Origin of the sequence: Ferrimonas senticii DSM 18821, from assembly GCF_000422665.1 — a bacterium.
Lineage (GTDB): Bacteria > Pseudomonadota > Gammaproteobacteria > Enterobacterales > Shewanellaceae > Ferrimonas > Ferrimonas senticii.
Map to the genome: position 1 here is coordinate 257,929 of NZ_AUGM01000004.1, position 21,304 is coordinate 279,232.

The 21,304-nt window shown below is 56.2% G+C and carries 26 protein-coding genes; 2 read left to right on the forward strand and 24 right to left on the reverse strand.

What is annotated here, in order from left to right:
* Positions 1-2: 2 nt before the first annotated feature.
* The 18 genes from G506_RS20315 to G506_RS20325 form a co-directional block, all read right to left on the reverse strand.
* The gene (locus G506_RS20315) at positions 3-2,138 is read right to left on the reverse strand and encodes a phage tail-collar fiber domain-containing protein (RefSeq protein ID WP_028115877.1); all 2,136 of its coding nucleotides are present in this window, start codon (positions 2,136-2,138) and stop codon (positions 3-5) included.
* Positions 2,135-2,713, reverse strand: coding sequence for a phage tail protein (locus G506_RS0104765; protein WP_028115878.1), 579 nt, complete (start codon positions 2,711-2,713; stop codon positions 2,135-2,137). The genes G506_RS20315 and G506_RS0104765 overlap by 4 nt, the downstream gene beginning before the upstream one ends.
* Entirely contained in the window at positions 2,710-3,879 is a 1,170-nt protein-coding gene (locus tag G506_RS0104770; RefSeq protein ID WP_028115879.1) for a baseplate J/gp47 family protein, read from the reverse strand. The genes G506_RS0104765 and G506_RS0104770 overlap by 4 nt, the downstream gene beginning before the upstream one ends.
* Positions 3,876-4,202 carry a DUF2590 family protein gene (locus G506_RS0104775; RefSeq protein WP_028115880.1) on the reverse strand — a complete coding sequence of 109 codons (327 nt, stop codon included), beginning with the start codon at positions 4,200-4,202 and terminating at the stop codon, positions 3,876-3,878. The genes G506_RS0104770 and G506_RS0104775 overlap by 4 nt, the downstream gene beginning before the upstream one ends.
* On the reverse strand, positions 4,195-6,492 hold the full coding sequence (locus G506_RS0104780) for a phage tail tape measure protein (RefSeq protein ID WP_028115881.1): 2,298 nt from the start codon (positions 6,490-6,492) through the stop codon (positions 4,195-4,197). The genes G506_RS0104775 and G506_RS0104780 overlap by 8 nt, the downstream gene beginning before the upstream one ends.
* 2 nt (positions 6,493-6,494) lie before the next feature.
* Complete coding sequence (locus G506_RS21005; RefSeq protein WP_169628069.1) at positions 6,495-6,635, reverse strand: DUF6890 family protein; 141 nt, start codon at positions 6,633-6,635, stop codon at positions 6,495-6,497.
* 44 nt (positions 6,636-6,679) lie between these two features.
* Positions 6,680-6,940 carry a putative phage tail assembly chaperone gene (locus G506_RS0104790; protein ID WP_028115882.1) on the reverse strand — a complete coding sequence of 87 codons (261 nt, stop codon included), beginning with the start codon at positions 6,938-6,940 and terminating at the stop codon, positions 6,680-6,682.
* Positions 6,937-7,275 carry a hypothetical protein gene (locus G506_RS0104795; protein WP_028115883.1) on the reverse strand — a complete coding sequence of 113 codons (339 nt, stop codon included), beginning with the start codon at positions 7,273-7,275 and terminating at the stop codon, positions 6,937-6,939. The genes G506_RS0104790 and G506_RS0104795 overlap by 4 nt, the downstream gene beginning before the upstream one ends.
* Complete coding sequence (locus G506_RS18805) at positions 7,262-7,786, reverse strand: hypothetical protein (protein WP_051201899.1); 525 nt, start codon at positions 7,784-7,786, stop codon at positions 7,262-7,264. Before G506_RS18805 ends, G506_RS0104795 begins: the two co-directional genes overlap by 14 nt.
* Positions 7,783-8,199 (reverse strand): DUF5675 family protein, encoded by a 417-nt coding sequence (locus tag G506_RS0104805; protein ID WP_028115884.1) that lies wholly within the window; start codon positions 8,197-8,199, stop codon positions 7,783-7,785. Before G506_RS0104805 ends, G506_RS18805 begins: the two co-directional genes overlap by 4 nt.
* Positions 8,199-8,642 (reverse strand): phage protein, encoded by a 444-nt coding sequence (locus G506_RS0104810; RefSeq protein ID WP_028115885.1) that lies wholly within the window; start codon positions 8,640-8,642, stop codon positions 8,199-8,201. Before G506_RS0104810 ends, G506_RS0104805 begins: the two co-directional genes overlap by 1 nt.
* 12 nt (positions 8,643-8,654) lie before the next feature.
* On the reverse strand, positions 8,655-9,797 hold the full coding sequence (locus G506_RS0104815; protein WP_028115886.1) for a DUF2586 domain-containing protein: 1,143 nt from the start codon (positions 9,795-9,797) through the stop codon (positions 8,655-8,657).
* Between the two features lie 9 nt (positions 9,798-9,806).
* Positions 9,807-10,454, reverse strand: a complete 648-nt coding sequence (locus G506_RS20320; protein WP_028115887.1) for a phage virion morphogenesis protein — start codon at positions 10,452-10,454, stop codon at positions 9,807-9,809.
* Entirely contained in the window at positions 10,447-10,923 is a 477-nt protein-coding gene (locus G506_RS0104825) for a phage tail protein (protein WP_028115888.1), read from the reverse strand. The genes G506_RS20320 and G506_RS0104825 overlap by 8 nt, the downstream gene beginning before the upstream one ends.
* Positions 10,920-11,381 carry a head completion/stabilization protein gene (locus G506_RS0104830; RefSeq protein WP_028115889.1) on the reverse strand — a complete coding sequence of 154 codons (462 nt, stop codon included), beginning with the start codon at positions 11,379-11,381 and terminating at the stop codon, positions 10,920-10,922. The genes G506_RS0104825 and G506_RS0104830 overlap by 4 nt, the downstream gene beginning before the upstream one ends.
* 94 nt (positions 11,382-11,475) lie before the next feature.
* Complete coding sequence (gene gpM, locus G506_RS18815) at positions 11,476-12,144, reverse strand: phage terminase small subunit (protein WP_051201900.1); 669 nt, start codon at positions 12,142-12,144, stop codon at positions 11,476-11,478.
* Positions 12,141-13,268 (reverse strand): phage major capsid protein, P2 family, encoded by a 1,128-nt coding sequence (locus G506_RS18820; RefSeq protein ID WP_084631166.1) that lies wholly within the window; start codon positions 13,266-13,268, stop codon positions 12,141-12,143. Before G506_RS18820 ends, gpM begins: the two co-directional genes overlap by 4 nt.
* The gene (locus G506_RS20325) at positions 13,268-14,167 is read right to left on the reverse strand and encodes a GPO family capsid scaffolding protein (RefSeq protein ID WP_169628070.1); all 900 of its coding nucleotides are present in this window, start codon (positions 14,165-14,167) and stop codon (positions 13,268-13,270) included. The genes G506_RS18820 and G506_RS20325 overlap by 1 nt, the downstream gene beginning before the upstream one ends.
* 176 nt (positions 14,168-14,343) lie before the next feature.
* Between G506_RS20325 and G506_RS0104850 the strand changes: the two genes are divergently transcribed.
* Both G506_RS0104850 and G506_RS18830 read left to right on the forward strand, forming a co-directional pair.
* A complete protein-coding gene (locus tag G506_RS0104850) occupies positions 14,344-16,119 on the forward strand; it encodes a terminase large subunit domain-containing protein (RefSeq protein ID WP_028115890.1) in 1,776 nt (591 codons plus the stop codon).
* Complete coding sequence (locus G506_RS18830) at positions 16,104-17,126, forward strand: phage portal protein (RefSeq protein WP_205619472.1); 1,023 nt, start codon at positions 16,104-16,106, stop codon at positions 17,124-17,126. Before G506_RS0104850 ends, G506_RS18830 begins: the two co-directional genes overlap by 16 nt.
* Before the next feature lie 35 nt (positions 17,127-17,161).
* Here G506_RS18830 and G506_RS20615 read toward each other — a convergent pair whose 3' ends face one another.
* The 6 genes from G506_RS20615 to G506_RS0104885 all read right to left on the reverse strand — a co-directional run bounded on the left by G506_RS20615 (position 17,162) and on the right by G506_RS0104885 (position 21,300).
* A complete protein-coding gene (locus tag G506_RS20615) occupies positions 17,162-17,812 on the reverse strand; it encodes a Rha family transcriptional regulator (RefSeq protein WP_084631170.1) in 651 nt (216 codons plus the stop codon).
* 364 nt (positions 17,813-18,176) lie between these two features.
* Positions 18,177-18,425 carry an ogr/Delta-like zinc finger family protein gene (locus tag G506_RS0104865; protein ID WP_028115891.1) on the reverse strand — a complete coding sequence of 83 codons (249 nt, stop codon included), beginning with the start codon at positions 18,423-18,425 and terminating at the stop codon, positions 18,177-18,179.
* A complete protein-coding gene (locus G506_RS0104870; RefSeq protein WP_028115892.1) occupies positions 18,416-18,682 on the reverse strand; it encodes a hypothetical protein in 267 nt (88 codons plus the stop codon). The genes G506_RS0104865 and G506_RS0104870 overlap by 10 nt, the downstream gene beginning before the upstream one ends.
* Positions 18,683-18,690: 8 nt before the next feature.
* A complete protein-coding gene (locus tag G506_RS20330) occupies positions 18,691-20,814 on the reverse strand; it encodes a replication endonuclease (protein ID WP_051201902.1) in 2,124 nt (707 codons plus the stop codon).
* 4 nt (positions 20,815-20,818) lie between these two features.
* A complete protein-coding gene (locus tag G506_RS20855; protein WP_156904796.1) occupies positions 20,819-20,995 on the reverse strand; it encodes a hypothetical protein in 177 nt (58 codons plus the stop codon).
* Positions 20,996-20,997: 2 nt separating this feature from the next.
* Positions 20,998-21,300 carry a hypothetical protein gene (locus G506_RS0104885; protein WP_028115893.1) on the reverse strand — a complete coding sequence of 101 codons (303 nt, stop codon included), beginning with the start codon at positions 21,298-21,300 and terminating at the stop codon, positions 20,998-21,000.
* Positions 21,301-21,304: the final 4 nt, after the last annotated feature.

Here is a 21,304-nt window from a genome sequence, read left to right on the forward strand (position 1 = left end):
ACCTACGCTGCGCGCTTCCACATATAGACGTTCATGCGGCGGCCGCGAACGTCGAGTGTTGCACCTGATGTGCCTGTGCTTGAGACAGATACCGAGTGGCTGTGCGCACCGAAGTTCACATCAGTGTAATGGTAGTGACTTCCATCACTGCCAATTGACAAAGAATGCGTGTGTAATCCCGCTGAGTTAGTTAAAGGTTCCCATGAGTTAGATGAGTAGTTCCCAAATGTAAACCCTTTGCCTGATGCCCCTTTCCCATAGATAAATGCCCCCTGAGCAGTTGTGTAACCATTAATGCGGACACCTCCGCTGTGGTGGTGGTTTCCTGCGCTATTTGCTGAGCCTGAGTGCCCATGATCTCCGGTTGTATTGGTGGTGAATCGCTTATTAAGCATTGCACTCCCGCTACTTGCTGAGTGCGTATGCGCTGGCACTGGCACGGTCGGCGTATTTGTTCCCGAAACCTCGCCAATCCCCGACGTTGCACTGCGAATACTGACGTCGCTTTCAATCAGCGCCCATGTGCCTGGATAGCCATAGGTGGCAGGATTGGCACTGTTGGTGGTTATCAGCAGGTGGCCAGGTGGGAACATTGCAGCCAGTACTGCAGTGGCAACAGCGCCAACTTGAGCTGCGGTATGGCCGTGGTTGGAGCGGGAGAAGTCACTGGAATTTAAGCCGTCCAATTTATCAGCGTCCACGGCTTTAGCTCCTTTACCTAGATAACGAGCATCAGCTGCAGCTTGAGTTAGCTTGCTCGCTGCTAAGTCAAATGCCGCTTTTACCGCACTGGCGGTGGCTGCAAGTACCGTGCTAGTGCTGTTGGTGGCGCCGCTAAGTTGGACAACGCCTTTGGAGGTAGTCGATGCGTTTGGTAAGTCACTGGCAAGATGTTGGTGTTGTTTGGTGGCTTTATTTGCCAGCGCCTCTGATAACCCTTCAACGTGGTTGATCGCCATTTCGCGTTCGGTGTTGTCGGTTTTGAAGAAGCTGTCGTTCATGTGCGAATAGTTGAGCTTGTCGCCGATTTTGTATTCTTCGCCGTCAACAATCCCTTGCCCCGTCACAAACCAGTAGGCCGATACCAGTTGGCCATTGCCCTGTTCGTCAGTGATATACGGCTTGGCGGGGAATACGCCACTGGTGGCGTTCCAGTCACCAAGGTTAACCACCGCGCCTTGGGCAATTCGTAGGGCAAAATCCGCGGTCTTTTTTACGTCCGATAGGGCTTGAGAACTTGGCACATGGGCATCGCTTTCCAGTGCCGGATCGTGGCTCACTTGCGCTTTTTCTAGATACAGTGCCAAACCGCCGAGGCGGCGAGCATCGCGCCAGCCGTTGCCGTCGCGTTCGGCCACTAGGGCGTAATGGCGAACAAATCCGGCGGCATCGGTATCGCTTTCTGGCACGGCATCCATGGTGTGCAGGGTTGCGACATTGTGCCATGCACCAAGGGCGCTGCCTTGCTGGCATACTTCGGCCACCAGCAATGCGCCGTTGCCAGTGATTACCGTTGCTTGGGCCAATTCGGTGCGCAGCCCTTGCACGTAAGCGGTACCCGGCAAGCAGTGCCATTGGTCGTCGATGGGCTCGGGTTTAAAGCCGTCAGCTAAAAAAGCCACGTTGCCATAGATGTCGCGGTTACTGGCTGCTTCATCGGCCATTAGGCCGAATAAACGCTGATGCCAGTCGACCATCCAGGTGCTTGGATCAACCTGCAGTTGGGTGGCTTCGGTGGCGCCGGAATAGCGCATCACCATGTTTTTAACCAAGGTGTTACCGGTCTGCTGATCGGTGGTCGCCAATTTCTGTTCGATGCCTTTATGCACCGCCATGGCAATGGTGCCAGTGGCGCGATTGGCAAGGAACATGGCATTGAACTCAAAGTCTCCAAGGCTGGTTGGCAGCACGACAGCATAAACAATATCGCTTGGGGTTAGTGCGCCAACCTGATCTGGCGATTGGCGATGGCGTACCCATTCAGGTCGGCACTCAACGGCAGCGCGGTCAATCGGCTGGGTGGGGTCTAATTCGGGGATCAGCGCCAAGATAATTTCATCCAGCTCAACAGGCTGGCCATTCAGTTCGCACTGGGCGCGATAGGCTTCAAAAGCAGTGGTGATGACATTCTGGCTCATGCGGGTAACTCGGCAAGATAGATCTGTTGTTGGTAATGCATTTGGGCTGCGCGCAACTGCATGGTGGCGGGGTAAAATACCTCGAAGCGATAGCGGCGGCAGGTGCGGCCGTATAGCTGGATGATGTTGGCAATCAATGGCTGGTTTTCGCTGATCACGCTGTCATTCAGTTCAATGGTGATCACATCCCAATCGGTGTTTGGCTGACGCTCTTTGATGGTGACGACGCCAAGGCCCAACCGTTCAAAAATCTGCTTGAAGCCGATGGCGCTGCCACTGTCGCGAAAGTTTTGCCAGGCGTAGTGCACCCGCATCCGATACAAGGACAACGGCTCGTCGGTTAAGCGCGGCACGGCGCGCTCCCAACCAATCAGGTTCAACAAGCGTTCGTTACAGGTAAGCGGGTTGGCTTGGGTCAGCGGCCACAGCAGCCAGTGTTTCACCTGCTGCCAGAACTGGCGCAAACCGCGCACCAAAAACGCGGGCTCTTTCGGATCTTTTGGCAAGGTTTCGCCATCCATCCACCACGGTGCTTTGGCGATTGGCAGCGAAGGGCTGTGCAGTTCGTGGTTCATGGTTGCACCTCGGTGATGGTTAGGCTTGCTAGCGTTGGCATCACAATGCCGCTGGTGATGTCGGCGTAGCTGATGGTTAAGCCGCCAAGCGCTGGCAGCTGCTGATGGCACTGGGCAATCAAACGGCTGATGGAGAACGTCGCCAGCGGTTGCACGCGGCTGATGTCGGCAAACCCGTCCAGCTCACGAAAGGCGGCGCGGATCCGTTGTTCGATGGCCAGTTGCAGTGATCCGCGTTCGTCAGCCGTAGCATCGGCAGCGGGCCAATACTCGGCGACAATGACGTGGGGTTGACTCGGAATAGCAAACACCTCTAGGTCGTCACCGTGACCATGAAAACCGGCATCGATGTGGCCATTGATGGTGGTTAGTAGCGAAGCCGGTACCGCACCCACAGGCATCCAGATGTAGCAATTGGCGGTACCAGGACCGCGGGGGGCATCATGCTCGAACGCCATGTGATCCAAGCGAACACCACCTGCTGTAGCGATGATGTCGCGATAGACCGCATCGATATGGAACTGGCCAGCGGTCGCAAAGCGGTTTTGGATCCTCTGGGCTAAGGCCTCGTCCTGCTCTTGGTCTTGTCCTGGTGCTAACAACCAATTGGGCTGGTTGGTTACGCTGGCAATCCCATCGATGGCAACAGGCAGACGGTTAAAATAACCGGCGGGTAGATTGTGCGACTGCCCCGCTTGGGTTGCTTCGCACAGCACTTTGCCATCACCACCAACGGTGATCACGGTATCGGCCACCACCTGCAGCGCGTAGCTGTGACCATCAATCGGCTGAGTTTCAACGATGGTGCCAGCGGCAATGGTTAACTCTGCGGTTGGATCGGCAACCGTGAAATGCAGATAGCCACGGGCTTTGGTGGCAGGGTGGCGTTCGATGTCCACTCCTTTGCCTTTCAGTTCCAAATAGACGCCACGGGCGGTGCTCAGAAACATCGCCGGCAGCACATGGCCAGCGATCAGCTTGTTGGTCAGCCACAGCACTGGCGTGACTACTACCGCTTTCACCAAGCGCCAGAACGGTGACATGGCGCGGTCGTTGGCGATAGCACTGCCAGCGGCGCTCACCGCTTGCTCTAGCTCGGCAGTTACTTGGTCTTCGGTCATCGGCAGACCTTCGTCGGCCATCACTTGGGCAAAGTTCACGGTCACGGGGTGATCTCCAAATTAAGCCCATCGCCATGCTGGGTTTGGGCGGTTAGCAGGTAGCGGTCATGCGCTTGTTCTTCAATCCAGATGGAGCCGGACACCAGCCGCGCATCTTGTTCCACCAGCAGTTCAATCTCGGTCAGCACATCCGCGCGCTCGGCTTGGCTGCGGTTGCCCAGCAGCTTGCGCGCCAGTCCTGACTCCATGATGGTGTGACGGATGTCTTGGCCGATGCTTGGGGTGCCATCGACCTGCAGCGGTTGTTGGCCGTCATCGAGCATCAGCCCGCCGTCTGCTATCAACAGATCCACAAATGCTTTATCCAATGGTTAACAACCTCTGTTCATCAAGGCCAAGCAGCGAAAAGCTCGGCATTGGCTGGTGAATATGAATGTCGCCGGTCTGTACGCTTTGGCTTTGTTGGTTGCCGCCTGTGGCTTGGGCGATAACTTGCGCCACCGGTACCGGCGCGGGGGCAACGGGCTTAGTTAGGGATTGGTGTGATGCCAAACTGGTTTGCGCTTGTTCAATCGTTGGCATGTTTAGGTCGACCATTGATGGTGCTTGTCGCTCAATTGCAAGTTGTGATGTCGTGATCTCAAGTAGTGGCGCCACATTCACAATTGGCTCTGAGGTTGACTGCAGCGACGGTGCGGGTTCGATAGCTAATAGCTCTGATGCCAACTCTGGCAGTTCGATATCAATGCCTGGGATCTTATTCAGCAGGCCGATAACCCCAGAAAACAGCGTCATCAGGTTGTCACCGATGGCCGCAAAGAAGTTGCCCACCATGGTGCCGACCATCAAACCGGTGTTGGCGAACTCGGCCAGCTCGTCGCCGCTGGATTGAATTGGCGTCAGCCAGCCAAACAACAAACTGCCGATGGCCGAGACTTTGCTCCAAATCCAACTGAACACAGCCACCAGTGGCGCGAACGCCTCAAACAAGCCGCTGGCCTTTAAACCGTCAACAAAGCCACTAAAAAATGCTGAAATTGGTTGCCAGTAACGCATTACCATCACCGCACCCACGGCCAAAGCCCCGATCAGTAAGCCAACGGGATTGAGCCCCATCACCAGATTCAGCATCGCTTGACCAGCGGCGAGCACCTTAGTGACAGCGGCTTGGCGCAAACTGGCCAGCGTTAGTCCCTGCATGGTGCGAGTCATGGCGGTGTAGCCGTTACTGATGGTCACCAGCATCCCCTTGAGCTGACCGAAAGCAGCCGATAGAACGCGAGTGCTAACGGTGCTAGCCCATGTGGCGGCGGTCTGCAGTTGGGTTTTGGTGGCGCTTAGCATTGACGCCACGGTATAACCACGAATGGCGCTGGTCAGTGCCGTTGTACTGGTGCTAGTTAGCAGCATGACCGGACTTAATGCCGCTGTGCCGGTGCGCAATAACGCAAACACGGCGCTGCCGGCACTGATGATCCCGGTTAGAACGGTTAGGCCAACGGCGGCGGATAACACAAAGCTGGTCAGCCCCGGAAACTCGCTGGCTAAGTGGCTAACGCCATCAATCAGCCCCGCAAGGGCGCTGCTGACGGTGTTAACCACCGGCATCACGGCAGCGGCTAAGTTTTCCTGCATGGTCATCCAGCTGCCGGTTAACCGCTTGATGGCATCGGTTTGGCCGTCAGCCAGCTTATCCAGTGCGGCAGTGCCAGGCGTGGCCATTTCCCCCAAGGCGGCTTTCAGCTTGTCTTGCTGGCGCAGTAGGGTTTGGATCACCATCGCGGCGTCGCCGCCCTTTTCATCCAGAAGCTCAAATTCGTTGGCATCCAAGTCGCCAAACTTGGCCTGAACTTGGTCAAGGATGTCTAGGATCGGCCGCATCTTGCCTTCGGCATCCAGCGTATCAATCCCAAGCTCGGCCAGTGCCGAGCCCTCACGAATAAAGGCTTCGTAAAAGCTGGATGCGTCGGATTCGCTGTGCTCTACCTGCAGCGCCCCAATAACGGCGATCTGCTCTGGCAAGGCAATGTCGTAGTTCTTGGCAAGGCTGCTGATGGATTCCATCGCCCCCGCCATTTCATCAGCCGAGACGCCGAAGTGGCGCGAGGCCACGGCGTTGGCGTTGGCCATGGCGCTGATAAAGTCGACCTTGCCGATTTTGTCGGCTTCGTCTTGATAGGCGTGGTACAGGCGGCCAAGGTATTTGCTGACCGCTTGCACATCTGAACCGGTGGCGGCGGCCAGCTTGGCGGTGGCAGCGGTGATCTGCGATAGCTCAGCACCGTTAACATCGCCGACAGCACGGCGCACCAATTCCGCCTGCTGCACGAACTCGGCAGAGCTAACGCCAAATTCGCGGCTGAACTCTTGCGCGGCATTGCGGATCTCAGCCAGTTCACCTTCAAAGCCGGAAGACTCCAACCCCTTTAGGGCTCGGTCCAGCTCCAGCCCTGGGCTAATGGCGGCAACCACGCCCATGCCTGCGGCAATGGCGGAGCCAGCGCCCGCTACCATGTCATCAAAGTTACCGCGCAACTGCTGTTGAAACGCCTCAGCCGAGCGGTTGAGCTTATCCAGTTGGCCGCCAACCTTAGTCAGGCCACTCGATAAGCGGTCGTTCAGACTGATTTTGACTTTGAGTTCTTCGTTTTGGCTCACGGTTACCCCTTAAAGGCTTTGCCGATGCCGGCGGCGGTGGCGTTACTGCTCAGTTGCCAATAGCGGCGGTCTAGCCACAGCGCCATGGTCAAGCTGTCTTCACTGTCATCCTCTGCGGGCAGGTAGTGGCGGCGTAGTGCCAACAGCTGCCCGAGAGGATTTCGTTCAAGCTGCTCGACTGCGGCACTTATCGCTTTAGTGCAACGTCAACGCGTGGGGCGAACTCAGCCAGCAGCACTTCGGCCATCGCTTGTGGGGCGGCTGGGTTTTCATCCATAAAGCGGGTTAGGTCATCGCGCTGATCGGCAGCGATGGTGCTTTGCAAAAACTGGATGGTGGTGCCCGCCAAGTTTTTGCCGGCGCCATTGATGATGCGGTTGTAGCTTTCGGTGGTGACGATAAAGGTGTAATCGTTGCCATCGGCGGTCAAAGTCAGTGATTTTTTCATGGTTTTTCTCGGTTCAGTTTCGGATGCAGCAACTGGTGTAAGTGCGCAAAGCCGTTGTCGATTTTCAGTTCGATGACCTCTCGAAGGTGGGCAGAGTCCTGCGCAATTCGGCGGTCAAGGTTGGTTAGGTAGCTCTCAAATTCCGCCCGCTTTAAGTAGGCTTCTTTGATCTCTTGCAGCTGGGCTTGTTGTTCGGTCAGGGTGGTGGCGTGGCCATTCACTTGATTGCGTAGTCCTTCAATTTGGCTGCGCAGGTGGTGGCTTAAGCCGACTACTACTGCCACCACAATGCCCAGGAACGTCAGCAGCGCGGTCAGCAGTTCAGCTTGGGTCATGCTTGTTTCTCGGTGGTTGCCTGTTGTCTTTGGGCGTGCCGAACCAGAACTGCACCGACATCCCCACAAAGGTGATGATCTGGCCGAAGATAAACACCGCTAAATCGCGGTTGGCATCCGGCAGAGTCACGCTAGAGACAATCCACAGCAGCGCACAGGCCAGCAGCAGTAAGCCAATCGACATCAGCGATACCATGGGATGGTCTCGCAGGGTTTCGCGGGCGTGGGCAATGCCAGATAACCGCTTGGCTTCGCTGTTGGCGTGGATCTGCAGTTCGGCCAATTGCAGTTCGTTCAATTGGGTGCGGTGCTGTTGTTCCAGTCGCTTTAACTCCAGCAGCAGTTCAGGGTGATCGCGCAGCGCCTGTTCGATGGACTCGGGGTTGTTATCCACCCCCAGCGCAGCGGCAATCATGCCCCCGACCTTTTCACCGGCACCGCCGCCAAGCAGGCTACCCAGCACTGGCGCGGTATTGCCGATTAAGTTTTTAACGTTGTCCCAGATGCTCATAAGCGGATGACCTCCAGTGGCCAGTCTGATGAACCAAGCTCCTGTTTCAGCGCATTTAGTGCTTTGACGGAGTGAGCCACGCCCCATTGGCTGGGGTGCATTTCAGTGCCAGGGGCGATGCAACCTTCTAACTGGCGAGGGAAGTTGGCTGCGTGCACCAAGCAATGGGTGCGCTGGCTTGGTCCTTGAACGGTTACGCCAACATTGGCGTTCTCTACTGCGAAACAGTCGCCGAACCGTGGCGAGTGGTGGCGCATTAGGGTGTAGAGTCCGGCAGGAATGCAGCTCTTACCCTTGGCGTTGTTGTTCCACTCGCGCTCGGCGGTGAAGCAGAGCCGCTGCCCATCTAGCAGCAGCTCGCCGAACGTTCCGGTTGGTAGCGACTTGGTGATCAAAACAAGGCGCGGTTTCATCAGAAGTCCCGGGTGGTGGTTTTGGACAGGTACGGCACACCATCAATGCGGATAAAGTCCGGGCTGGTGATAAAGCCTTCCAGTGAATGTTTGGTCTTATCAGCGCTGGTGGTGTCGATGCTAAACAGATCGGTCACCTTCAGCTTTACGCCAAACACTTCAAGGTGCTGTTCGCGCTTCATCGCACTGCCAAAGCAGCTGATGTCGAACGGCTCCAAATCTTGGAAACTACCCGCCGATTTCGCGGCCTTGATGATGATTTCGAACTGATCGGAGTCCAGCTCTAGCGACACCGATGCTTCGCAACTGCCAACGGTGTAGCCGTTGGTCACGCCACGAGTCATCGCGACCTGGGTGTTGTCAGTGATGCTGACGCTCATCGACTCCACCATCACCAGATGGCCACCGATGTTGATGTCAAAGTTTTGGGCGGATAAACGCATGGGGAATGCTCCTTACAGGCCGCTAAGGTCGAGGCCCAAGCCGATGCCAATCGATTTCGGGCTGTGCCAAGGGGTTAGGGATAGATACACCTGCATGTTGGTGCGGGTGAGCCAAGTGATGCTGACGGCTTCGTCGCCTGGGGGCTTAATTTCACCTGGCAAGGTGGCATTGCCGAACTTTGACGATTTCGCCATCTGTCGCAGTGGGGCAGCCAGCAGGGTCTTGGTGGAAGCAATCGAGCTGGCCGAGCTGTTAATGGCGCGGTCGGCAATCATTGGGATCGCTTTTAGGCGCACAATGCGGGCGCCTTTCATCAGCACTCGCAGGTTTTCAATCACCTGAAAATCGCCAGTGTCGGTATCCAGCGTGCGGCCGTCGGCCCAGTAGGTGCCGTCGTAGTCTGGGAAAGTGGCGGGTACGTTCATCCGCTCTTTTTCCATTGCCTGCAAGGTGGCGCTGTCCACCGCTAAACCAGCGCTGTCGAGTACCGGTGAACCCAGACCAATCAGAGGGCCGGTTTTTACGCGCATTGGGCTGTCAGCCACGGTCACTGAACGATTACACAAGCGGCCAGCCAGTACGCCCAAGTTGTTGCCGTGGGTTGGTGGTACCACCATCACGCCGTGCGCGGCGGCACCAGACAGCAATGCGGTCATAGCGGTGTGGTACTGGGACCACGATTCGGTGACGGTGGCAGCGGTTTTGGCAGAGCGTGCTGCTTCGGTTTGCAAGCCACGCAGTGGCAGCATCACAAAGCTCCAACGCGCCCACTTGGCCACCAGTTCGGAATGCAGCTCTTGCGCCTTGGTGATGTCGGCTTGGTCGGCCACGGCAGAGCAGCGCACGATCGCTTCAAAGGAACCGACCTTTTGCGCGGCCATTGCAGCGTCATACCAATCTTGGCCATCCGGCAGTACCCAAACCCCAGCAGTCCAGTTGCTGCCGGCGTTTAGCATCGCCGCACGCAGGGTGGTTTTTAGCTCGGTATCGTCTTCGCCCAGCAAGCGGTCAAAGTCGGTTTCGGTATTGACGTTCAGCAGCACGCCTTTTTCTTGGGCGGCGGCACACGGGCCAATAAACAGGAAGTGGCGTTCAATTTCAGCGCCAGAGCCTTGTCCTTGGTTGAGTAGCGCAACGTTAATCGTCGGATACATGGGTTAACCTCATTTCTCTTTAAAGAATCGTTTTACTTCGGCCATTACGGCGTCATCGTGGGTGCCAACCAATGGCCGTGCTGGTAGTTGGATGGTCCAGCTCTGCTTGCTGTCTTCACCACGCAGACGCTTAAGGGCAACAACGCACTGGCGTTCGGTCATGTTGGCGATGATCCATTTCACCGGTGGTGACTTGGTGGTTGCCTTGCCGCGGGCGTTTTTGCGGCGAATTTTGTAACCGGCGCTTTTCAGTGCTCGGGCTAGGCCACGGTTTGGCGGGCCATCGTTTTTCTTGCGATACACCTTGGCTGCCCATGCTGCGGTGCGGGTTTCGCGGCGACCGTAGTGATGGACGTGCGACAAAATGCGGTTCCAGCGGGTGTGAAAGGTGACGGTTATCGAGTCACCAAAACTTTTCACCCGTAGTTGGTCACGCTTAGCGCCACTTAATTTCTTGGCGTTTTTCTTCTTAAGGTTCTTTTTGCGAGGTGCCCAAGGCGTACCATCTGGCCCACATTCTTGGCGGATCATCTGCTTGTTTTTGCGCTCCAACACTCGGCGCACGCGAGCGTTTAACTGCTTGCGTCGGTCGTTGGATAGGGTCATCCGCTGCAGCTGCTTGCGCAGGCGATCGGCGTCTAAAACTAATTCACTCATGGCAGGCCACCACGGTGATGGTTTCAGCGATATCGACTTCTGGTGCGGCGATGCACCAGTGCTGGCCATTGAATTTCACTGATCCTTGCTCGTCTGGAATAAGCTCCAGCAGCTCGATGAAACTGACCTCTAAAGCGATATCAATTTTGCCCTCATCGACCACTTCGGTTTTGACGGTTACGGCGCTGTCGTTGGCTTCCAATAGATAGCGGTGTTCATCGTTATCAATCAGCCATGCGGCGGCTTGGGCCAGCAAGGTCGCGGTATCCACTTGGGTAAATGGCACGTCTTCAATGCTAATGGCGCTGACGTAATAGAAGTGCGCCAACTGAATGCCATTGCCAGAGCGCTTGCCAACCAGCGACAGCTGTGCCGGTGCCATCCAGCTTTCCAACTTGTGGTGCAGTTTGCGGGGCAGGCAGTCCAACAGCGCGGCGGTAAACGCCTTGTGCAGATGACCAAGGCTCATAGGAACGTCACCCGTACGCCGGAAATCCCCAGCAGGCGATTAACGTAGGATTCAGACTCAGCCATCAGTGCTTCACGGGTTTCGCTGGCAAGCGAGTGGGCGTTATTGGCTTCGCTGCGCTGGGCAATGCTGCCGAACTCGGCCAGCAATAGCGCCTTGGCGCGGGCAAATACGGCAGTCTGAAACGCCATGGATGCCCAGCTGCGTTCGTGCACATTAAAGCCCGGCACTTCGTTAGCGTTGGCAATGCCTTCGGCTTGCCACTTCGCCACCTGCTGCTCTAACCGCTCTGATATCGCCGTGGCGGCATTCATCAGCGCCGCAATCTGGTTGTCTTCGTGCACGTCTGCCGGCACTGCACGGGCGCGCTGAAATTCCGCCACATACAGATCAGGCCAAAACAACACCCCACTGATGACAGCGGAGGAGGCTTCAGGAACTGGATTGCCATTAAACATGCCGTTTCTCTTATTAGGACGGCTGGCCAACGGGGCATAGGGGATTAGGCTAAGCCTGTCTCCTGTGCGCCGTGGCCGCCGTTTGGGGGAGCCGTTATAGGGCGTTAAGGCGCATTGAAATACGCCCGATTAAGGTCTTAACGCCGATTTTGCTGTATTGCTGCTGCGCCATTTCCAACAGCTTTTGCGCGGTTTGCAGGGCGCTGGCGTTGTCGATGGCACTGGGCACCATGCTTGGATCTTCTTTGGCCAAGATGTGCAGCGCCGCCAACTTGTAGTAACGAGCGCACAGTGGCTCTGGCAGACGCCAGTCATGGGTTAGCCGAGTCAGCACCACAGCAAAATAGGGGTCGATGGATTGGCGGGCGGCGAATTGCCGCTCCGCCCAGGCAAACACCACATCGGCAGCGAACACCTCCATCGGGCGGCGAAATGGGCTGGTTTGCCCCTGCATCACCGCGATATGGGTGTAATCCAGTGCTTGGCCTAATTGTTCGGTGTCGAACAACCAAACGATGCACTGCACAAAGATGCGGTGTTGATACACCTTGCCCGCCGCCAAATACCGCGCCACTTCCGGCAGATAGCGTGGCAACAAGGTGTCACGCTTGAAGTCGTTGCGGTCATCTTGGCGCGCCAGTTGGCGCAAGAACGCAAGGTCTTCATCAAACTGCCGCTCGATGGTGTCGCGCTCGGCTGCCCACTGATTGGGGGCGGCTTTGAACGTCACTTGTTCGCGGAAATTGGCGGCGGGTGAGATCATTTGCCTTTCACCAGCTGCGCGGCAGCGTCTTCGGTGCTTACTGCATCGGCCGCATCGCTCTTGGTGGATTGCTCGACGATATCGGAAACGGGGGCGTCTGCGCCGTCTTCGGCCACGCTGGATGGGCGCGGGCCAATGACCATCGCGGCTTCATCAATCGCGGCATACGCTTCGAACACGCCAACGGCATAGCCTTCGTTACGCCAGTAGGTGGATTCCAGCTGCATGCGGTCGTCGTGGTCCTTCACCTTGCGGCGGCGCGAACCCTTCTGAGTTAACACCTGCAGGTTTTTCAGGAAGGTGACGGCGATGCGTTTACCAGGGAAGAACGGTGGCACGATGGCGCGGCGACCGGCGATGGTTTTTGCCAGAGTCTGGGCAGCTTTGTGCTCAACTGGGGAATCGGCAGCTTCCAGTAGGCGATGCTGTTCAGCAGCCACCAAGTCGCGGCCCACCAATACCACCAGATTTGGATCGTTCTGGAACACGGGATCAATCAGCGAGTTGATCAGGTCTTGCACCAGCGAATCCAGATTCTTGTAGGTGCCGTTGCCAGCCGCATCCAGATACACCGGCGCGGTGATCACTTGGTTTGGTGCGTGCTCTTTCACGTAGGCTTGCCAACCGACGTTGACGTCCTGCCCCAGCGGGTTAGCGCTTGGGTTAGTTGGGCGTGCTACGGCGGTGCCATTAAAACCGATTTTCAAGATATCCAAGCCAAAGCCGCGGTTGCCGTTATCGGTCAGCAGCTTTTTGAATTGGCCCTCGGTGCCGGAGTTACCCCAGACGCTGAGCTCTTGCCACGTAATAGCCATGCAGGAATCGGTATCGGCCAGCTTGAACTGGTGGCCATCTTTACCCAGCGAGCCTTTGAAGCGCTCGCCATCGCCGCGACCGGTCAGCAGCGCACCAACGCCGACGTTCACCACTTGGCCGACAATCTGATCCACGTCCAGCGTGGCGATTTCAGACAGCAGGCCATCGGATTCCAAAATGGCTTTGCGCAGCTTGATTTCCATCGGCTCGGTCAGCGAGAACTGCTGCGCCGCGTTGTCACAGCCATAGGCTTTCTGAATGGCTTGGGTGTAGCCATTCAGACGGGTTTGCAATAACGCTGATTTCATTACAGCACATCCTCATCTTGGTGATCGCCGCCAATACCCGCAGGGTTTGGCAGTTGGTTTGGTGCCAATGCCGACAGTTGAGTCAGCTGCGCTTGCATCTGGGTCACCTGGGCAGTCAGTTGCGTTACCGCGTCAGCAGCCGGTGCTGCCTCTGGCACTTTGGTGGCTTCGGCCAGCTGCTGTTCCAGCTCGGCTACTTTGGCGGTTAACTGCACCACCTGCTCGGCGGCGGTTAGCTCTGGCTCTTGCGGTGCTGGGGCGGCCAGCTTGGTTTGCAGTTGCACTAAGGCTTCACCCAACTGGGTGACTTGCTGAGACAGTTGGGTTAACTGCTCGGCATGAGGATCAGAAGGAGTGGTCATCTGAGGTTCCATCTTTGGTTGAGAGTTAGGGGAAAACGCCGCCGCTAAGCGAGAGAACACGCCCTCTGGCTTTGGCGTAAGGGCAGAGAGTTGAATCGCTTCGGCCTCGCCCACCAGCAAATGACTTTGCTGTGCAGACAATTGGATCCGCTCTACGCCTAAACAGGCGGGGGCGTCAGTCAGGGCAATGCCGCGCAGATAGGCTTTGCCGGTGTCGGCAAACTGCGGATCTAGCTCTACCGATGGGTAACACAGCTGTTCGGCTTGGTTGATGGCGACCATCTGCGCATTGGGGCGCAGACGTGCATAAAGCGCGGTGCCGCCGTTTTCGTCACGGGCTTGCAGTTCAACCACATCACCAATTGGCGAGCGGTCGTAACTCCAGTCGTACAAATGAATGGGATAGATCCGCGCTTCGTATTGGTTTGGATCATACGAAGCCGCCGCATCCTTTAGCATCTGCGGTTCGATCGTGCGCTTATCCGCAGTGACGCCGCTGGTGCAGACTCGGATCCAATCGGTGATTAGCTTGGGCATGGTGCTGTCCGTCAGGTTTGATAGCGGCAGCATAGGTAGCCACGCTCGGCGCTGCATTAGTGGCGTTTTCGGCTCATTCCTATTTTTCAAATATCGGAAAAGTCAGGAAATTTGTTGCGTTAACTGCAGCAGATAGCCGCCTACCATGGCGCCATTACTCCTTTTTTGAGGCCGCAATGGCGCACAGCGAAGAACTCCGACATGCCGCGCGGCGGCTGTTCCTTATTCATCGAACCCCCGACGAGATCGCCAACGAACTGCAGCTGGCGCGTTCCACCGTTTATGCGTGGATTTCTCGCTACAACTGGGCTGAACAGCTCAGCGAATTTGGCTTGATGGAATCAATAGAACGGCGGGTGCAATGCTTGCTGCTGGTTGATGACAAAACCCCAGCCCAGCTAAAAGAGTTGGATCTGCTGATGGAACGCCACGTCAAACTGATGGTCAGTCGCGCCCGCAGTGAAGCCAGCACCCAAGCGGCCGCCGCCAAGCAGCTCGACAGTGGTGGTGCCGACACCGCTGGCGCCCCAAGAAGTGGACGGCGTAAGAAAGAGAAGCCGGTTAAAAATGACGTCAGCAAACTGACCGAAGAAGACTTGGCCAAGTGGCTGGATATGCTCTATCCGTTCCAGCGAGTAATGCACGACAACATTCATCAGCGCATTCGCAACACCTTGAAGTCGCGCCAGATTGGCTGGACCTATTACTGCAGCGGCGAAGCACTGTGTCGCGCCATCAGTGACGGCGCAGATCACATCTTCCTGTCAGCCAGTCGCGCCCAGGCGGAAGTGTTCCGCTCGTACATCATCAAGATTGCCCAGCAGCTGTGGGATATCGAGCTCAGCGGCAATCCACTGGTGCTGCACACAGCTAAAGGCAAAGCCACTTTGCGGTTCTTGGGTACCAACGCCAACACCGCCCAATCCTATTCCGGCCACCTGTATGTGGATGAATACTTCTGGATGCGCGACTTTGCCAAAATCAAAACCGTATCCAGCGCCATCGCCACCCATAAACGCTGGACGCTAACCTACTTTTCCACCCCATCCAGTGAAGAACATCCAGCCTATGGCTTCTGGACCGGTGACGAGTGGAAAGGCACCGATAGCAAGCGACAGGCCACCCCCTTTCCGAAATTTGATGAACTGCGCGACGGCGGCCGCCTGTGTCCTGATGGTCAGTGGCGCTTGGTGGTCACCATGGAAGATGCGGTGGCGATGGGCTTTGACCTGGTAGACATCGACCAGCTGCGTGACGAACGCAGTGATCACGAATGGCAAAACCTGTTCTGCTGCAAGTTCGTCAGCAGTGCTGATGCCATCTTCCCGCTTAACAAAGTGATGCGCTGCATGACCGATGCTGGGCTGTGGACCGATGTCGAGTGGGGCGCGGCTAATCCTTACGCGATGCGACCGGTGTGGTTGGGTTATGACCCCAGCCGCACGACCGATCCCGCGTCACTGGTGGCGATTGCCCCTGCCGATGACTTCAAACAACCGCATCGCTTACTAGAACGGGTGCGGCTAAAGGGGATGTCAGCCCGTTATCAGGCCGAGCAGATCATCAAGATGTGCGGCAAATACAACGTCACCCACATCGGCATCGACCGAACAGGTATTGGCCATGACGTTTACGACCTCGTTTATGAAAAATTCCCCGGCATCACCCAAGGCTTTCACTACAGCGTCGAAACCAAAAACACGCTGGTGCAAAAGATGCTGGATGTGCTGGATAACAAACGGCTGCTGTGGGATGCCGACTACAAAGACATTGCCCTGTCGTTTCTGGCAATTCGGCGGGTGGTTACCCGTAGCGGCAACGGCATGACCTTCGCCGCCAACCGAACCAAAGAAACCGGCCATGCCGACGACTTCTTTGCCATCGCCCATGCGCTGGCCAAAGAACCCCTTAACTGTGGATCAGAGAGAAAAAGTACGTGGAACCTGTATTAACTCAAGCCAGCGACAATCCGGTGATGGCCTTTAGCTTTGGCCATGCCGAACCACTGCTGAAAGATTCGTGGCTAACCGACATGGCGGGCGTCAATCTCGATTTAGAATTTAACCACTATGTGCCGCCAATCGACCGCAAGCTGCTGTACCAAGCGGCCAACACCAACGCCTATCTGGGGCCGGTATTGATGGCGCGGCGCAATATGGTGCTAAACGCCATCATCACTAACGGCCAGCTAAGCCGCGGTGCGCTTGGTCCCTGCATCCACAACTACCTGTGGTTTGGAGACATGGCGCTGCTGAAGCTGCGCAACAACATCGGCCAAGTGGCGGCGGTGGCGCCGTTATCCTCTTACTACCTGCGCCGCCGTCCTGATGGCGGCTTTAATTATCTGCAGGAAGACAGCGACGGGGTGATCACCGTTAAGCGTTATCGCGCCGATGATGTGGCGTTCCTGGGACAATACGATCCGCTGCAGCAGCTGTACGGCGTACCGGATTACATCGGCGGGCTGCAAAGCGCGATGCTTAATAGTGATGCCACCATGTTTAAGCGCCGCTACTACAAGAACGGCGCCCACATGGGTTACATCCTCTACACCTCGGATCCCAAACTCAGCGAAGACGATAAGAGCAAAATCGAACAGGCGTTGGCGGGCAGTAAAGGCGCGGGCAACTTCCGCAACATGTTTATCAACATTCCAGACGGGCAAGAGAAGGGCATTCAGGTGATCCCCATTGGCGATTTCAGCTCGAAAGACCAGTTTGCTAGTGCTAAGAACATTACCGCCCAGGACGTGTTAACCGCCAATCGTTTCCCCGCTGGGATGGCGGGGATCATCCCTCAAGGTGCGGCCAGTTTGGGTGATGCCCTAAAAACCGATGCGGTTTATCAACAAAACGAAGTGCAACCGTTGGCCCATGATCTGGTTGAGTTCATTAACAGCGACCCAGACTTAGCCCGACTGGGGCGGTTATCGGTAAAACCGCTGGTCACCGAAGCCTAAAACCACAAAGCCCCGCAAATGCGGGGCTTTTGTTATCAAGCTTGAATACTATCGAGCATGGCCACGGGCGCTGGCAGATAGTGCAGGGCTTGACGAGTGATGGTGGTGTGGCGCTTGGCGGAGTCAACAAATCCTTGCAGGGCACAGATGGCAAAATCCAGTTCGCTTAATGGTATGCGAGTTTCAGAATACTTATTGCCTTGCAGGTTTTTGACAATGCAGGCCATCGCATCGGCATTTTGCTTTACCCCTTGGGCACTTTGCTCAAGGGCGCGAAGCAGTTCTCTAGGGATTGGGGCGTTACGAACTACGCCGTCATTGGCTGGATAGTATTGGCAAGGCTGACTAGGTTGCAGTTCACTGGCCATGCGATTGAATTCGTTGATGTAGGCTTCTTTGATGGCGGCGGCTTGCTTGCCGGAAAAACCCATTACCAAAAACATAAAGCCGTCTTTGGTCATTTGATACACCTTGAATGGACGGCTTGCACCGCTACCTATGGCGATATTTTGAACATGGGCTGAAAAGTTAGCTGATGCAAATTCGGCTGAGCAATCAAGGGATTCAAGCTTGCGAAGGACGTTCTTGTGCTGTTTACCAAATGCTTTGGCAACCAGTAGGGATGAGGTAGTTGGCTGGCCTTGATGGGCGCGAACGGCATTGGCCGGAATAACGTGGTTGGTCATGGTGAGACCCTCTCGGAATAAGAAGTTATCTCCACCACTAACAGGTTCCTAATCTATTGGTGGTGGGCTGAGCGAGGTTAGGAACTACCGCTTCCAAGAATACGGCCCGACCGAAGTCGGCCTCACCCAGCCCCCCATAGACAATTGGGTGCGGCTAGGCCTGCGATCTTAAACCGATAGAACGGTGGTATCGCATCTTGGAATCTGCGGGGTTCCTAATCCCGGAGTTGGATTTTGCCAACTCGACGGCAGGATATGGCTGGCTCAAATTCATGTCAATAACCTAATAAATCGATTAGTTCAGTTTGTGATGATCACAATTGTGGTCATCATCCTTAGCATCAGCTCAATTTTGAGCTGATGGTCAGGCGGTCACTTGGTTAATAAACAGTTGCATCTGTTCGGCTGGCATCGCTCGCACTAAATCCACCAGCACCCGCTGGTTGGCTTGCAGCCCCGGATTCAGGGTGTGGCGGTAGCTCCATTCCGCCACGAACGTGTGACCACAGTGCGGATTGGTGCAGCAGCAGTACATCTTGGCGTAACCGGGAATTGCATCACTGGTGGACTGAATTCGCGCTTTCTCGCCACACTCTTTGCAGGTTACGCGCATTGCTGCATCCCTTTAAAACCTGCCCAGTCCATCTCTTTGATGCGTTCCACGGTGGTGGCCACCGTCTCCAGCTGTTGTGACGCCTTGCGGGCGTTGGAGCCATCCGCGCCATTAATCTTGGCGGCGCTTTTTAGCGGCACCCCACGGCAGTAGTGGTCTTCTAGGCTGGCGATGATCGCTTCGGATTTGATGGCGGTCAGGCTTAACAGCGCTTGGATGCGCGGCAGAGGCTCGCGCCCAGGTAAAAGCATGTTCATGTTGTCTCCTATAGGGTGCCCAATTCACGCACTTGGCCGTCTTCAAGGCGCCAGCGGGTGCCATCGAAGCCCATCACGGTGTTGCCGTGTCGTAAATCGTCAAGCTGGTGGAGTGGAATTCGCACTGCCGAGGCAAAAGCCGCCAGTGGATCAGTCGGTTTTGCCATCGGTCGGTCGATCACTCGGTGGCCAATGTCATGGTTCACCAGTCGTGGCCGACCCTCTGAATCGTACTCCGTACACTTATTGTTAGTGCTCCGAGAACGGCAGCTGTCGCTGCCTTTAGAAGCCGCGCCGGCGGCGCGAAAAGCCCACACCTTCGAGCGAGTGCGGATGTTGATTGGGTATTCGGTGCCGATCTGCACGCCAACCATCTTGGTTTGCGCTTCGCCGTATTTATTGCAGCCGTTATCCTCTTTTAAGCCTTTCAGGCCAATCGCCAGAGCGGTTTTCACAAAAGCTTTCCAGTCGCCAGAACAGGCGGCGGCACGGACCAAGCCAACGCGGTCTAGGCCATTGGCATCAGCCGCAATGCGGCGGGTTTCACGGTACAGGCCAGCGGTCATCACTAAGCCACCGAAGGAGAACTGACGAATGCGGTTGCGGGTTGCCCAAGTGCGAACGTTGATCACCACCTCGTTAGCAGGGCGGCCAGTGTCGTCATCAATCAGGTTGTCCACTTCCGACAGGCTGACGTTCTTGGCGATGTACTTCGCCACGTAGCCAACGGCAGAACCTTTGGTTGGGTCAATCGCTTTCCAGTCAAAGCGGTTTTCAACGCCGCGGTCGGTGGCGTCTTCGGCGCTGACGTATTCGCGGCAAATGTCGCGCAGGGCGGTGGCGTTTTCACGGTGGCAGAAAAACAGGATGTGCCAGTGCGGGGTGCCATCAACGTGCGGTTCAACCCCACGGAAATAGCGGTATTCAATTTCATCGCGCTTTAGCTTGGCGCGGATCTTTGCCCAAACGCCGTTAAGGGCGCGTTGGCCATCTTTTGGCGAAGCGCCGTTGTATTTGTTGTTCAACTTGGTGCCCTGGGCGCGCATCCGGTGGTACTTACTTGGTAGAGTAAAGGTCGCCATAAAGCCAACCATGCCATCTTCTTCGGCCAGCTCTTGCAGACCACGGGCACGAACCATCAAGTCGATGCGGCGCAGCTCGGGGTTAGAGACACTGGCGTTAACCGCATCGCGCAGGCTGATCACCTCGTCGTCTTCGCTCACCAGCTCTTGGCCGTTAATCCAATCGTTTTGGGCGCGACGGCGGGAACGGAACTGGCGCACCGCTTCTTTACTGGCATAAGGTGATCGGCCACTACCATTGCCAACGTTGCCGCAGACAATTTGCAGATGTTCATTGCACAGATCGCGGGCTTCACGAATTCGCCGTGCCCACCAATCCTCGCAAATCATCTTTTGGATTTGGCACTCGCCCTTGGCGATGAACAGTTCCTCACCGACTTCAAGTAAGTCCGGCAGCTGCGGGTGGCGAATGCCCTTGGTACGGCAAAATGCCGCTAATGCTTGATGCGCGGCCTCGATGTTTTCAGCGTAGCCAGTCAGTTCGCTGTGGGCGCAGTGGGTAAAAATCTCGAAGGCGCGGGTCGCAAGGTTCAATGCCAAGCGATCGGCGACGGCCTCATTGCGCAGTTGGCTGGCCTTAGTAAAAACCGGATATTGCTTCAGTACGCCCTGCACAAAGTCGATCTGCTGTCGCGCCCAGATGTTGGCACTGCGCAGTGGATCTTTGGCGGTAAGCGAATAGGCGCGGCGTTGCCACTCTTGTTTCACGTAGGCAGCGAATCGCTGCGGGATCATCACCAGCTGCTGTTCAAGCCATGCGGTTGAATCGCGATAGGGGCGAGTTTGGCTTAACGCGGTTTGCTGGTATGCCGGGCGCTGCTGGCTGGCCGCAACATGGGCGGCGGTTAACTTAGGTTCATCCGCTTCAAACAGCGACATCTGATTGCGGCTAGTCGGCAACTGGTCAACTTGCTGCTCAAGCGAGGCGATCATATCAGCGGCTTGCCAACGATGATTGGCGCTAACGCGGCCTGCGTTAACGCCATCATCGCTGCTAAACAGCGGATATTGCTCGGCTGAGCTTACAGAGTTGAACTGAGTTTGCGGCATTCGTTCAGTCGTCGGCTTCGTTAGTGATGGTGACAAATACAGGGGTTGGCTCTTTGCTTGGTAACCGCCAGTGGGGAATGCGGCGGTCTAACCATTCGATGGGATCAGCGATGCCATGTCGCTTTACCTCATCCACCACTGCCGCAAGCTCTGGCGACAGTGGCTGATTGATGTTGTTCATAACTAAGCCGCTTGGCTGGCAGATTGAATGGCGGCTTTGGCCTTTTGGTCTTTGTATGCCCACAGGCGCCACTCTAGTGGGTGCGGGCGATCTGCTCGGTCTAGCAAACATTTGGCGGCGTTGTGCAGCATCTTAAAAGCGCCGGCGCCATAAAGGTCGCAGTGCACGAGTTCGCCCATCGCAAAACTTGCGAGCGCATGACTGCTGGCAATTCTTTCGGCTTCATGGGTTGCTGACGCCGCGCGACGTTGGTGGCTGTATAAGTCATTCCACAGACGGCGATGTGGGCTCATGGTCTTTTTCATCACG